We start from the raw sequence: 13761 nt of genomic DNA on the forward strand, positions 1-13761 counted from the left end.
CATCACAGTCAAAGTGTATAATTGGGTGAATATGGATGTTTTGCGTACAGAAAATTTTGAAAAGGAGGCTGTAGAAATGACAAAATTCGGCTCTTTTATATTGGAATTACTTCGAATGTGTGTATTGCTTGTGTTGACCTTGTTTATTTTAGGCGGGGTAGAGAGATTTATATATCAATCTATATTTGGTCAGCCTATGTATAACTGGAGTATGGCGCTCGGGAATTTATTGATATTTTTTATGCTGTATCGGAATCATTTTCAGTTTAAAGGTTGGTACAAATCGCACAAAAATCAAAAGCTAACGATCCTCACTACGAGAATCACAATGGTTGTATCGCTAGGACTTATCATCCTGCCGATCGGGCTCGGCTAAGCCTATGAGGATTAGAATCATCGGGGGCTGTGATGATTTTGAATGGAATCGGGGATATGATCAGGAAGCGATACATAGAATAGTTGAATTAACGAATAATTTTTCTGATAGACGGGTGATTCTAAAGCATAATAAGGAACTGGAAACCATTATTGAAGAGCGGATAATCAGGATGAATGAATAAAGTAAGCATAGAGAGTGAGGCCCTAAAATGGATAATTATAAGGTTGAACGTTTGGAACAGGAGGATTTCATAGGCTTTTGGAAAAGAGTTCTCGCTACTATTCTTGATCTCCTTATCATTCTGATACCTGCGGTTATTGTATACTGGATATTCAATTCATTAGCTGTATCCTTGCATTCGGAGATTCCCATCATCCTTGAGTATATTTTCTTCGTCGTGTTTGATGTTTTTATGATCGTTAGATTTGGAGGAACGCCTGGGAAGCTGGTTTTAAAGATGAAAATTGTCAATCAGCAAGGGAATATCCCAACGTTGAAGGAAGCTCTAATTCGAAATATTTTCCGAATCATTAGTACGATTTTTTCAATGGTTGTTGGCGTAAGCCTCTACGATCTCACTGTGATTTCCACCACTCTTAATTTATGGGCACCTTTAGCTACTGACCTCAGTAAAATACTTGGCCTCATCATGCTTGTGGATTATCTATTTGTCGCATTTACTCCCCGTAAACGGGCGCTTCACGATATGATGGCTGGTACTTATGTTGTTGATAAATCCGCAATCTAAAGGATGCTTTTATAAGCATTCTTTTTTTAATATTAAGTATTTTACTGTTAAATAATTTACTATTAAATATTTTAGTGTTAAAATATATCTCGAAGCAGCCAATAATTATGAATATCTAAGGAGGATGTCTTGGAAAACCCAGATATTTTTAGACTCATACATGCAGTTGAATTATTCACGAATGAAATTATTGTTCGATGGATGAATGCTTTTGACCACAATATTGGGATATCTCCTGTTCTCGTCTTGGGAGAATTGAATAAAAAGGGTCCCCAGAAGCAAACTACTTTGGCTAAGAAGCTAGGTTATACGCCGGGGGCGATGACGAATATTGCCAATCGCTTAATTAAGCAGGAAATGGCCGAGCGCAAATATAACGAGGATGATCGCCGAAATGTACTGCTGTCTATCACGGACAAAGGCAGAGATGTACTGAAGGAAGCACAGCTAAAAGGGCAGGAGCTCCGAGCTGAAATGTTTCAGAAGCTCGATGAAGAAGAACTGCAGCAATTCTTGAAAATCTATGAAAAGTTGTTAACGAGCTTTGATAGCTCTGAAACATAAATGAAGTCATCTAAGAATCTTAATCACATTATAAAGGGGTATGAATATGGGAAGAGTTCAAGGTAAGGTTGCATTAGTAACTGGAGGCGCTTCAGGTATTGGCTTATCAGCCGCTACTTTAATGGCTAGAGAAGGAGCCAAAGTTGTCATCGCCGATTTTAATGTAGAGGCTGCCAAAGAAGCAGCGGCTAAGATTAAAAGTGAAGGTGGAGAGGCGGAAGGTCTTTTCCTGGATGCATCCCAAGCGGATTCGATCAAGGAAGCTGTTGATTTCACAGTCGCTCAGTATGGCACAATTACAGTCTTATTTAACAATGTAGGTCTAACTAATCTGCAAAAAGACCTAGATGTCGTCAACATAGATTTGGAAGAATGGGATCGCTTGATGAATGTGAACACCAAAAGTGTTCTGTTAGGCAGCCGGTTTGCCATTCCACATATGATTAAAGCGGGCGGGGGTTCGATCATTAACACAGCTTCCATGTCAGCATTTGCTGGAGACTCATTGCGCACGGCTTATGGCTCCTCTAAGGCAGCTGTTGTGAACCTAACTCGTTACATCGCCACACAATATGGTAAAGATAAGATTCGTTGCAACGGAGTGGCTCCGGGCCTGATCTTAACACCTGCGGCTGCAAGAAATATGCCGCCAGCTGTGCTGGATATTTTTCAGAAGTTCAACGCTCTGCCTTACCATGGAGAAGCGGATGATATCGGAAACACAGTGTTGTTCCTGGCATCGGATGAATCTAAATTCATTACTGGTCAAACGATTGAAGTAGAGGGTGGTCACTATATGTCCAACCCGAGCATTACGGACTTCCAGAATTACATGATGGAAGCTAAAGGTAAATAAAATCATGCGTAATTAAAAAATCCGGTCCATGCTCGTGTTAATCGAGCGGGACCGGATTTTTGTTTGTATAAGTGAGTTAGGCTAAGTTAGCTTACCTTTTGAACAGCTTGCATAAAGGTCTTCAATGCGGAGGACTTTGCCCCTTCGATCCATTGCTTCAAAACATCTGTCTGACTATTTACATACCATCCGAGTTTTTCCTTCAGCTCTTGGTCAAAGTTGTTAGGCTGTTTTGTTCGTTCAGCTATGAGCTGTTTAATCATTTGTGGCCAACGATACCCATTAAGACCAAAGCTGTGTTCAGGGTAATGCTCAGCCAGTGTCAATACAGAAGAAAGCGACTCACCAGCGTATAATTCTGCCGCCAAATAGCTGCCAATAAAACGATGGCTGTCATCATGCTCTAAGGCGATAGCAAATTGCTCCCGAGCTTCTGTAAGCTTGCCTTGATGCATGAGAGCTACGGCGTTTATAGAGCGTACATAACTGTTTAATTCGATTGGGTTTAACTCGTTGTAGCGGGAATGAAATTCGTTATAAGATTTCCAGTCCTTATGGTCAAAATAATACTGTGTCAACGTGAAGGCATAATTAGAATAAGGATGCAACTGTATGAGCTTTTGGAGTAGCGGAATCGCCTGATCTTCTAATGAGTCATCCTTCGTCAGGGAGGATTTAGCGAGCATCAGCTTCACAAGCATATGCAGGGCATGAGCATCCTGTGGATCATCGGCAACATTCTGTTGGTACATTTCTATGGCTTGATCAGGTTTCTTATTTAACAATAGTCTATCGGCTGTGGTTAATTCTCGTTCCTTGAGATAGAAGAAGGGCAGATTACCAACGGTGTCTTCGTTCAATCTGTAGCCATTACTGCGGGTAAGCAGATGTCCATCCGCATCAAATGCTTCGATATTCCAAGAAAAGCGTGCTTCAGGATTCATGAACATGAGAAAAGATAGAGGATCAATTGATTCAAATCCCTCTCCGCCGCTGCCGTAGGAGAAACCACTGTTGTAATAGAGTTCATCTACTGGAATAGAGACTTGATTGTCCGTGATATGGTCCCGAATCTGCGAACTGAAGGAGCTCCCCACCATCGAGACCCCACCGCTTAAACGATAGTAAGCCGCACCTTCAACAGCCTTCCAGTGGAAATCTACAGATTGACCCGTTATCGTCTCCTGATTAATAGGAGACTGAAGCTCAAGCAGAGGTTGTAGAACAATGCTCTCATTCAACCTATCATCCGGTTTAACTTCAATCCAATCGTCATACTGTACAGGCCAAGTCCATCCGTCGATCTGATCATAGCTAAGTCCAAGCTGCAATTGATAGAAGCCCGGAATTACACCGTGGAATTCGAAACGCCCTTCATCGTCGGTAACGATTCGGTACGGTTCAGCAGCTGTGATGCTGTGATTAACCTCGCTTTCAGCACGGAGAAAAATACCTGCGCGCGAGATTGGTGTCCCATCGCTTCGGGTTAGGGTTCCAGATACGACAGCTGTTGAGGTACTTCCCATATCTACAGCTGACTGAATGGCAGATATTAGCGCTTCAAGCTGCATTTCGGCTTCTGAAGTGCCCATCGTTGGTGCTGAACTTGATGATGAGCCCGCTGCTTCGCTGTCTGCGGTGTCTTTATCAGAGTTACTAATGACAAGACTCATTTGTTTATGAATATCCTGCCAGTATTTTTTGTAGCTCTCCAAGCCATTGGTTACTACGGCAAGGGCTTCCTGCGCTTTGCCTTTCGTGAAGAGCAGGCGCCCGGTAAGCCATGCTTTTTGCGCTTCTAAATCTTTCTGATTCTCGTATGGAAATGTAGTTTGTTCAAGAATAGATTCAGCGGCTGTTGTATCCCCACGATTCAGGGCACGTTCTGCTTGAAGCAGCGCCAGTTCTTTTGCCACGCTAGAATTACTGTCTAACTGTTTCGCGGCGGTGTTTAGCGCTTGATCTCCGTCGTCTCTACGACCAAGAGCATCATATTCGTAGGCAAGCAGCTTTACCGCAAATATACGTGTATTATTCGCTGGCCCATCAAGAATGTATTCCTCTAGCAACGCGATTTTATCCTCTGACAGCAAGTCGGAAATACTAGGTTCATCATGATTCCACTGACTCATAGAGGGGCCAATATTTACGTCGTATCTATACGGATCGTAGCCGTGCTCCTTATCGATGATATTTGTTTGAATAAGCTCCATACGTTTACTGCCAGTTGTAGACTCTAGCTTTTTCAGAAGTTCTGTACGGGCCAGGTTAGATTGAACAGCTGGACTTTCCTCTATTTGTGCCTTTGAGGAGGGCAGAAAGTTAAATAGAAGAATGAGCAGGGAGGCAGGGAGTAGCACGAATGAGACTAGATGTTTGACTTTGATCTTAATTCGCATGTCTCTTCACCGCCTGATCATAGATATCCTTCCAGTACGTATTGCCTCCAGCCTCAATAAGTTCACGGTTCGGATGCTGCTGGACGTTTTGTTGTGGTTGATGTTTAACCTCTGGTTGATGCAGTGTCAATGATACGACTAGAATAATGGCACCAATCGCGCCTATAGGTTTCACAGGGATCTCGATTTCTTTATTCCAGAAAGCCAAGAGACGGGCTCCAAAGGTTGGAGGGTGGGTCATCTTGAGGACGCGTTCATGTCCTTCGAAGTGTATGGGTTGTAGTTCTTCATCTAGCTGTTGCTTGATAGCTTCGCGTTTCGTATTCTCCGTGTTCCCCGTATTCATAAGAAATGTCCCTCCTTCTCCAACATCTTTTTTAAGAGTGTCCGTCCTCTAACTAACCGGGATTTAATCGTATTCTCCGGTATATTCAATTGCTCGGAAATTTCACGGATGCTCATCTCATGAAAGTAATATAACGTCAGACATTCGCGGTATACATAATCGAGATTCCTGATGAACTCGGCGAGTCTAACATTATGCCATTCCACCATAAAAAGCTCTTCTGCCCCGGCAGTGAAGCCCGCATCATCGCTGGCTTGTAGCTCTGACCCACCCGAGGGGAAAATATTACGCCAGCTCCAAGTCCGTTGCTTCATGCGGCAGCGGTTGACTACGATGCGAATGAGCCAAGCCCTTAACCGTTCCGGATCCTGCAACTGATTCATTTTGGCATAGGCTTGAATAAAAGTATCTTGTACCGCCTCTTCGGCACTCTGTCGATCTTTGAGCAGTAAGCAAGCGGTTCGGAGCAGCATATCGCCGTAATCGTCCATCAATAGGCGGAGAGCTGACTCATCCTTTGCTTTGATTCTCTCTATAATATTCAGATGAAGCTCCCCTCCCTTTACTAATAAGATGCGGCTTGGAGGATTAAGGTTGCGTTTGTGTGGAATATTTTTACTAAGGGGGAGTATCTCCCGAGATGATGTCCCGTAATTTATTGATGTTCAGCAGATTTGGGTAAATGATATTTAGACCAAGCCAAGCCCTCCTTGGCTGATGAAACTTTTTCATTTCAGTATCGTCTATATTTTCAGTTCCATTTTTTTGCAAGCTGGTTTTGAGCTAACCTACTAAGGAGATGACATCATGTCGGTACAGATTAAATTTTTAGCAGCTTCTATTTTGCTCACAGGAATGATTGGATTAGCTGGATGCAGCTCGAACAATGAGCAAGCTAATTCTGCTTCCCCAACTACGGCGTCAACTGAAACGGTAACAGCAACCGCAGAACCAGAAGTTAGCCCATCAACCCCTCCTTCGGAAACCGCACCAGCAGCGACCACTTCCCCTACGGAGACTAATAAAGATACAGCGAATGCGAATCCGCAGAATAGCGACAAACAACTTCAAGAATTACTTGAGCTTGCTAAAAAGGGCAAGGTGCCCGGTGTTGAATATGCTGCTCATACCGGACTAATTGATGAGGTAGAAGCTGATTGGGGTAAACCTGATCAACAAGAGTCAGCGGGAAAAGGTATTTATGCTACCTACACTGATGAACATGTCGTATTCGGATTCAATAAAGGGAGCCTAATCTTCGATGTTCGTTCCAGTGATGCTGCGCTGCAAGAGCTAACACTGAAACAGATCGAGTCCACACTGGGCAAGCCGGATGATACCAAAGTAAATGGCGAGGATAAGATCTACACTTATCAAGCCAATGATCAATTCCAGTTGAAATTCATTATTCCAAACTCGACGGGTAAGGTAGGTCACATCTCTGTTTTTAGTGAACAGGATTCCATTAATAATATGGCTGGATAAGAACGGCAATGGGTGCAAGGAGCAATCATGCAGAGAAATCTGCGGGTTGCTCTTTTTGTATGTTTATTTTTAATCTGGAGTACGCCTTGGATGGGCTGATATAATGTAACCAATGAGCGGATTCGGGGGAAAGAGAGGTTCTATCATGCAGCTGGAATTAATCGAAAGTGAATATAAAGTGACCGGAGATGGGATAACGATCGAATTATTCCCAAAAGAGTTTACGCTTTTTCAGTTCTTGTACAAAAATAGAGGGCGTACGTTTAGTCGAGAACAACTGCTGGATAAGGTATGGCCCCTAGAATACCCAGTAGAGCGAACGGTTGATGATCATATTTATCGCCTTCGTAAAAAGCTTAGCAAGCTACAAGGCTTGGATATTAAGACTGTTCGTGGATTTGGCTATAGTTTGACGATGCAGGAACCCTCAGTAACTATGACCAATCCGACTACATATGACGCAAAGATGCAAGAGACGATGCGGGAGGTATTCGTAAAATATCATCAATACGGCCAAGGACGATCCATGTTAACCTTAGCGCGACAACAGGATGTTTTGGGTTATGAAATGGATCCGTTCTATTCGATCTATATTCATTTTGTGCAGGGAGATTTGGAATGGCTTCTGAACACAGAGGAAGTTGAGATTGAAGAGCGTTTCTATTCTTTGATGATCTGTTATATATTTTTGGGTGATCCGAAGAAGAAATTAGAGTTCTGTGAGCTAGTCCTTGAGAAAAAGATTCTTTTGCCGCCCCAGCATCGTGAAATGGAGATCCTTAATATTCTGGATTTGTACACATTGGCCGGGCAACCGGAAAAAGCAATAGAACGATTAAAGCTAACGCATGAAGTGATTAAAGAGCCTGGGTATGAGAACTTCATTCCTGTAACGGCCATTTCCGAAATGCTCGTACACTTGTGGATGGGGACAAAAGATCAGGAATTGGAGCGGATGGCGAAAGACATTGAAGTGCTTTTGCAGGAGAAACCTTTTTTGCGTGAGATCGGCAGTTATAAAGTTGCAAGAGGCTTGTGGTGTCTACGGCGCAAGTCTTGGCGTGAAGCAGAGCAGTTATTGGATGAGGCGCTTCAGGTGCTAGAGATGTCAGGATTCGTGCCGATGCGGATATATGCGTTATACCGAATTGTTCACTATTGTAACGAGTTTTCTCCCCAGTCAGCTTTGCATCAGAAATATGCAGATTTATTTGAACAAGAGAAGGAAGAGCGGGGATTCCATCGTTTGGAGCAATCCTTGGAAAACGTGCTTATGAATATCGTGACAGCTCTCTGATAATTCTCTGACAATTCTCCGTTACATTAAGATCATGCTTCATATGTTCTTGTTCTTAATCGTAACTTGGAGGAATGTCCGATGAATGCTTCATCACAAGCAGGAACGAGTCTGCTAAAAAACAAAGTGTATATGCGTGTGTACAGCGCATATGCGACAGCTACTTTTGGGGATTGGTTCGATGCACTGGCGATTCAAGTACTCGTAGGGTACCGCTGGCAGGCTAGTCCGTTAATGCTGGCTTTGATTCCAGTCTCCATAGCTTTACCTGGGATTCTGCTCGGCTCCGTGGCGGGGGTAGCCGCTGACCGACTAAATAAGCTAAAGCTAATGCGGATGTGTGACCTACTAACGGCATTGTTAACAGTACTAGTTCTTTTCGCTCCCAGTATGGTGTGGCTACTCCCTTTACTGATGTTGCGTGCTGCTATCTCGACGTTAAATGTGCCTGCCCAGCAGTCGATGACCCGCAGTATGGTTAGAGAGGATCAGCTGCTTCAAGCCACTTCACTTAATGGAATCGTAAATCAGGGTTCCAAAATCGCTGGGCCATTGCTGGGTGGTTTTGCATTGTCTGTGTTGACGCCACAGTGGTGTATTTTGATCAATGCTTGTCTCAGAGGCTGTTCTTACTTGCTCCTACTTACTGTTAAAAATAGTGAAGCAGGACAAGTCAGCTCAGAGAGCAAGGGGGGTCCAGAGGAGCATGTTTCTCTCCGCACGATGTGGAAGGAAGGTTGGAGCTTTATGCTGCGCAGCAGACTGCTGCTAAACAGCATGCTATTCGGTTTAGTTGGTGCGTTAGCTATTCAGATGATCGATTTTCAGTTTACAAGTCTATTCAGAATTATCGCACCTGCTGAGGAATCTATGCTGGGCTGGCTTGTCGCGGCAACTGGCGTGGGTGCAATATTGATGATCATGGTCATGAACAAAATGAACCGGGGAACAGGCTACGGCTGGAAGCTAGGTACGGGTTATGCACTTATTGGTGTATCGGTCGGAGGGCTTGGCCTGCTTCAGCCAGGCGTGACTAGCCTTCCTGTACTGCTGCTAGGATTCGTACTGGGTCTCGGAAACGGAATATTTATGATTACCTTCAATTATTGTTTACAAAAAGAAACTCCCCCGCACATGACAGGGCGTGTGTTCGGTATTCAGAGTACCATTCTTAGCGGAGTTATGATAGGCGCTCCACTCCTCGGTGGAATGCTGGTTCAGGCTGCTGGGCCTAGCCGAATCTTTTTAAACTTTGGTATCGTAATCGCTTTGATAGGTGTGCTTGGGATAGTATTTGGCCGCATGCTGTGGCCTGTGCAGAAAGAGAAAAGTGATAGCTCAACGGAGCAATCGGGGAAGGTTAAAATGATGGAAACTTGAGGCTGCAGATTTATTCAGAAATAAGCTTGCGAAAGTGGGGAGTGAAGGTCAGACAAACTAGCCAGACTAGAAAGCTTGAGTAGCACAGACTACCTAGCGGGCTTACCTAGCATTTAGTTGCAGAATCTGCAATTAAATGCTGTTCCACCGTTCAAGGCGAACTTTAGTTGTATAAACTAGACTTATTTGCTCAGCAGACCTCTTTTTACGCTTAATAGTTGTATAGAGTGCAATTAAGAGATTTCCTAGCTCGCTAGGATCGATTCTTGCCCGTAAGGGCTTTTTTTATGAAGGAGTTCGGATAGAACACGAGAAATGTAAAGGTAGAGGAGGGGGAAGAATGACAACTTTTATTTATATGGTAAGGCATGGAGAGTCACCCAAGCTGCCCGGAGGAACTGAGAGAACACGTGGATTAACAGCGAAGGGGGAGGCAGATGCCCGTAAGATAACGGAGAAATTACGTCTCGAAGGAATTGAAGTCTTTTATTCAAGTCCATATCTTCGGGCTATACATACGGTTTCTGGCTTGGCGCAGGAGTTAGGGGCAGAGATTCAAAGTGTTGAAGATCTTCGGGAAATCCATTTTTCGGATGGAAATATGATCATGCCTGACCAGGAGCTATATCCATTACTGGAAACAATGTTTGCTGATCCAAATTTTGTTCCGGTTGGTGGAGAGTCCATTTATGCGTGTCAGAAGCGATCAGTTAACGTGCTGCAAGATATACTGAAACAACACAGTGGGCAAAAGGTTGCGATTGGCACTCACGGTGCAGTCATGACGCTTATGATGAATTATTTTGACGCTAAATATGATCTGGATTTTCTACTACAAACTACAAAGCCGGATATTTATAGAATGGAATTCACAGGCGGAACGTTAATGGGTGTGGAGAGGTTGTGAACTCCCAAATTGGGATAAAGCTGTGATTATTCAAAAGGATGGCCTGGCATTCGCTAGGAACCATCCTTTTGTTTATTTACAAGCTATAAAATCGCTTAGTATTCGCAGTCAGTATCTCTTCTGCTTGGCTGGAAGTGTAGCCATGCAGTACTCCCCAAGCAGCGGCGACATCAGAAATCATAGATGGATGCGTGACTCTACCCGCAAAAGGTCCTTCAAATGGCCAAGGACCATCGGTCTCCGCCATGACAAGCTCTGGGGGATAGCGGCGGGCAAGCTCTTGGATCTCCGTCTCATAAAGGATGTCAGGGGTGAAAGAGATGTAGTAGCCATTCTTAATCATACGGGCAATGGCTTCTTCGGGTCCCTTGAACCAGTGGAAGTGGGCACGCTTTATACCATGTTTCTCTAATAGATCACAGGCAATCAGCGCATCCTCATAGACAGCGTGCAGGACCACTGGTTTATCTATACGGGCGGCAAGCTCAAGCAACTGATCAAGAAGCTGAATGTAAGGCTCCATATCAAAAGCTTCGCCGCGCTCCAGCGCTTCAGCACGCGAATAATAAGGCAGTCCAATTTCACCTACAGCGATGAAATCCTCCCGGGCTTGACGCTCAATCCATTCCAGCAAAGAGGATAACTCAGCTTTCTGCGGTATGGGTTGCTCTGGATGAAAACCATAAGCTGGACGTACCACTCCGGGATAGGTAGCGGCAAGCTTTTGAGTGCGAACGCAAGAGTCTAAATTCATGGAGACAGCAATCAGGGCTTCGATCCCCAAGTTAGGAAACTCACTCAACATTTGTTCCGAAACCTCAGGCTCATATTGCTCTAAATGTATATGGGCATCAATCATAGCTGCTTACCCACCACATAAGAGGCATACTCCTCATGAGGCTCAAAACGAATGGACTCAGGTTCCATTCCATCATTTCCTGATCTGTAGGAAAAGGTTAATGTGCCAATACTCTCCAGAAATCCGATATAAACATTGGTCTCAGCTTTCAGCTTGCCTTCTTCCACCATGTAGTAAGTCACAGCACCAATCCCGGCTTTTTCGCCAAGATTGCCATCCTCGCCACGATCCGGATATCGCATAGTAACCATAGATGGAGTTGAACCTTTTACCTGAATTTGAATTAAGGCATCGCCTTTTTCATTGGAGATTTTTGAGGTAACAAATGCTGAGACAGCTTTATCCGCGGATGGTATATTCATTTCTTTCCACTGGTCAGGCTTTATGACGTGAAGCTCCTGCATAGACAAGCCCGTACCTGTTCCTAGCCACAGTATGACAACAACTTCTTCCTGCCCATCCTGATCTATATCGGCATAATGAATCTCAGGAGTGTAACCTAACAATCTTGGTGCTTCCCAATTAAACGTATGCTTGTTACCGTTCACCTCTACAACAAATCCTTCGTAGGTACCGCCATTTTTGAGGGCAGTATACAGCTTAACTTGGTTATTTTCTGTAGCAATCGCGAGAGGTTCGCTGGGTGTTCTTACGGTAGTACTAACATCCCCTGATGTAATGGAAACTTCATTTTGCGAGGCATTCAGCTGCGCAGTGGCACCAGAGAGAGAGTTTAGAGAGTCTGCCGGAATATAAAAAATACCATTTCGTAGAATTGCAGGTCCCCCCAGCTCATTTTGATAACCGTCACCTTGCATATACTCATTACCTGGCTTCAAAACATATTTACTGCTTCCATCAGAGATGGTTAAGGTTTTCGTAGCATTATCCCATTGTTGTTCAGATGAGTAGTACTCCATGAGTACTTTTGCAGGTACATAGACCTTATCACCTGAGAAAAAAGGTGGGAGAGAAGGAAGAACGGTTTCTCCATCAACGATTAGTTTCAGTGGTGCTTCAGTAGTTTGTGTTTGGTTAATTGCCATTGTTGTATCCATATCTATAGATGCCGATGCTCCGCATCCGGCTAAAAAGAGCGTGATAGCTCCGATTACGATGATTTTATTCATAATTACCTCCGAGGATTAAGTCCAATCCTCTTAAGTATAGATTAAATCAGCGCGTAGTAGGTCACTTTCTGTAAACAAAGCAGAGACAAGGTTGTTACGTTTGCTATTTATTTAAAAATACGGTCCGAGTAACTTGTGATTTAGGGTCTACCGTTAGACTTTTGGTATAGCGGATCTCCCCAATAGAACAACCCGGTCCGATGACAATATCTTCACCGCAGACGAGATCTGCTGTCGTTCGATATAACATGATGCTAGTCCCTTCAATCGTTTTGCAGGTAAGCTTCCGGAAGTAGGGGATTAGCGCATTCATTAGCTTCAAAGATGGCTTAACAGTAATGGTACCGCTAGATTTTATGACATTGATTGTGCTTCTGTTTCCTAAACGTAGCTCAATGGATGATTCAGCAGTTAACCTATGAATCTTCACAGCACCTTCGGCATAAAAGGTTTCGAGTGCAGCATCTTGTGCTGCAGAAAAGTATCCAGACGATTGCAGTCTGTGTGCCTGGATGTGTTGAACTCGTAGACCTCCTAGATTGATAACCTGTTCGGCTCTACAATGACCTCCAATCGAACAATCACCAGATACTTTTAACTTAGCGGTAGTAACATTCTTCTGTGCACTTAAATGGCCGACAACATCGATGCTATCCGCACGAACATCTTCTTTGAGGGTCAGTGAACCTCTTACTTTCAGCGGTGGACCGATCATTTCCTGGCGTTCAAAAAGATCATTAGCATTGGACATTTACAGGGGCCGCCTTTCGAAGTATATTTTAATGATTAAAATATATAATTATTATAATATATAGTCAATATAGTATTTTGGACATAAAAAAACTGCCGTCAGTTTCCTGACAGGCAGCATATATAACCCAAAAGCTTTTAGTTCATCATTTTATCCATTAGCACATTTATTTGTTCTAAGGTTCCTGAGATTTTATCCAAATCCGAGGTAGGAAAGGCTTCAAAGATATGGAGAATCCGCTGATGCCCTTGTTCTGTAAGGACAATGTTGACGACTCTGCGATCCTCCTTCGTCCGCACACGTTCGATAAGACCGGCATCTTCCAACTTATCGCACATCGAGGAAGCGGCTCCTGGTGTAATAATGAATCGTTCGGAGATGTCAGTAATGTTCAAGCTACCTATAAGCCTGAGCTGGAACAGCAGTAGGATCTGATTGTGAGTCAGGGTCTCCTGCTTGGTGATCATATCAATGAAGAACTGGGATTTCTGCTGCACATTTGCCATAGATTCCATAACCTTATGGATAGCATATTGTTTATCTTGCTCTGTGCTCATAGCCACGCTCCAATTTACTTTAGTTCCTAAAATATATAGAAGCTATAATAAGCTTGTCAAGTTAAGGGGTTCTCTCTTTCTTACAGGCGAATTTATTTAGCTA

General features: G+C 43.7%; 15 protein-coding genes. 8 read left to right on the forward strand and 7 right to left on the reverse strand.

All coding sequences use genetic code 11. The features are described 5' to 3' along the window. The first annotated feature begins 76 nt into the window (after positions 1-76). The 4 genes from MKY19_RS05540 (at position 77) to MKY19_RS05555 (ending at position 2547) form a co-directional block, all read left to right on the forward strand. Positions 77-376 (forward strand): hypothetical protein, encoded by a 300-nt coding sequence (locus MKY19_RS05540; RefSeq protein WP_339801056.1) that lies wholly within the window; start codon positions 77-79, stop codon positions 374-376. A gap of 211 nt (positions 377-587) precedes the next feature. After that, positions 588-1127, forward strand: a complete 540-nt coding sequence (locus MKY19_RS05545; RefSeq protein ID WP_339801058.1) for an RDD family protein — start codon at positions 588-590, stop codon at positions 1125-1127. 129 nt (positions 1128-1256) lie between these two features. Beyond that, positions 1257-1691 (forward strand): MarR family transcriptional regulator, encoded by a 435-nt coding sequence (locus MKY19_RS05550; RefSeq protein WP_042185446.1) that lies wholly within the window; start codon positions 1257-1259, stop codon positions 1689-1691. 46 nt (positions 1692-1737) lie between these two features. Beyond that, on the forward strand, positions 1738-2547 hold the full coding sequence (locus tag MKY19_RS05555) for an SDR family NAD(P)-dependent oxidoreductase (protein ID WP_042185448.1): 810 nt from the start codon (positions 1738-1740) through the stop codon (positions 2545-2547). 86 nt (positions 2548-2633) lie between these two features. Here the strand turns inward: MKY19_RS05555 and MKY19_RS05560 are convergent, their stop codons facing one another. Genes MKY19_RS05560 through MKY19_RS05570 form a run of 3 tightly spaced genes read right to left on the reverse strand, consistent with a single transcriptional unit; the run spans position 2634 to position 5786 of the window. Beyond that, on the reverse strand, positions 2634-4946 hold the full coding sequence (locus MKY19_RS05560; protein WP_339801063.1) for a carboxypeptidase-like regulatory domain-containing protein: 2313 nt from the start codon (positions 4944-4946) through the stop codon (positions 2634-2636). Next, complete coding sequence (locus tag MKY19_RS05565; protein WP_339245522.1) at positions 4936-5292, reverse strand: hypothetical protein; 357 nt, start codon at positions 5290-5292, stop codon at positions 4936-4938. The genes MKY19_RS05560 and MKY19_RS05565 overlap by 11 nt, the downstream gene beginning before the upstream one ends. Further along, positions 5289-5786 carry a sigma-70 family RNA polymerase sigma factor gene (locus MKY19_RS05570; RefSeq protein WP_339801067.1) on the reverse strand — a complete coding sequence of 166 codons (498 nt, stop codon included), beginning with the start codon at positions 5784-5786 and terminating at the stop codon, positions 5289-5291. Before MKY19_RS05570 ends, MKY19_RS05565 begins: the two co-directional genes overlap by 4 nt. Positions 5787-6099: 313 nt before the next feature. Between MKY19_RS05570 and MKY19_RS05575 the strand changes: the two genes are divergently transcribed. From MKY19_RS05575 to MKY19_RS05590, 4 genes are all read left to right on the forward strand, one after another. After that, complete coding sequence (locus MKY19_RS05575; RefSeq protein WP_339801070.1) at positions 6100-6777, forward strand: DUF4309 domain-containing protein; 678 nt, start codon at positions 6100-6102, stop codon at positions 6775-6777. 145 nt (positions 6778-6922) lie between these two features. Next, positions 6923-8074 (forward strand): winged helix-turn-helix domain-containing protein, encoded by a 1152-nt coding sequence (locus tag MKY19_RS05580; RefSeq protein ID WP_339269198.1) that lies wholly within the window; start codon positions 6923-6925, stop codon positions 8072-8074. A gap of 81 nt (positions 8075-8155) precedes the next feature. Next, entirely contained in the window at positions 8156-9454 is a 1299-nt protein-coding gene (locus MKY19_RS05585; RefSeq protein WP_339801072.1) for an MFS transporter, read from the forward strand. Positions 9455-9794: 340 nt separating this feature from the next. Beyond that, entirely contained in the window at positions 9795-10361 is a 567-nt protein-coding gene (locus MKY19_RS05590) for a histidine phosphatase family protein (RefSeq protein WP_339801075.1), read from the forward strand. Positions 10362-10437: 76 nt separating this feature from the next. On the opposite strand, the gene MKY19_RS05595 is transcribed toward MKY19_RS05590, so the two are convergent. From MKY19_RS05595 to MKY19_RS05610, 4 genes are all read right to left on the reverse strand, one after another. Next, the gene (locus tag MKY19_RS05595) at positions 10438-11220 is read right to left on the reverse strand and encodes a TatD family hydrolase (RefSeq protein WP_339269203.1); all 783 of its coding nucleotides are present in this window, start codon (positions 11218-11220) and stop codon (positions 10438-10440) included. Beyond that, entirely contained in the window at positions 11217-12350 is a 1134-nt protein-coding gene (locus MKY19_RS05600) for a copper amine oxidase N-terminal domain-containing protein (RefSeq protein WP_339269205.1), read from the reverse strand. Before MKY19_RS05600 ends, MKY19_RS05595 begins: the two co-directional genes overlap by 4 nt. A gap of 103 nt (positions 12351-12453) precedes the next feature. Continuing rightward, entirely contained in the window at positions 12454-13101 is a 648-nt protein-coding gene (locus tag MKY19_RS05605) for a hypothetical protein (RefSeq protein ID WP_339269208.1), read from the reverse strand. 137 nt (positions 13102-13238) lie between these two features. Then, complete coding sequence (locus tag MKY19_RS05610; RefSeq protein WP_076284020.1) at positions 13239-13658, reverse strand: MarR family transcriptional regulator; 420 nt, start codon at positions 13656-13658, stop codon at positions 13239-13241. Positions 13659-13761 lie beyond the last annotated feature (103 nt).

The organism is Paenibacillus sp. FSL R5-0744 (assembly GCF_037972555.1).
Taxonomy (GTDB): Bacteria; Bacillota; Bacilli; order Paenibacillales; family Paenibacillaceae; genus Paenibacillus_AQ.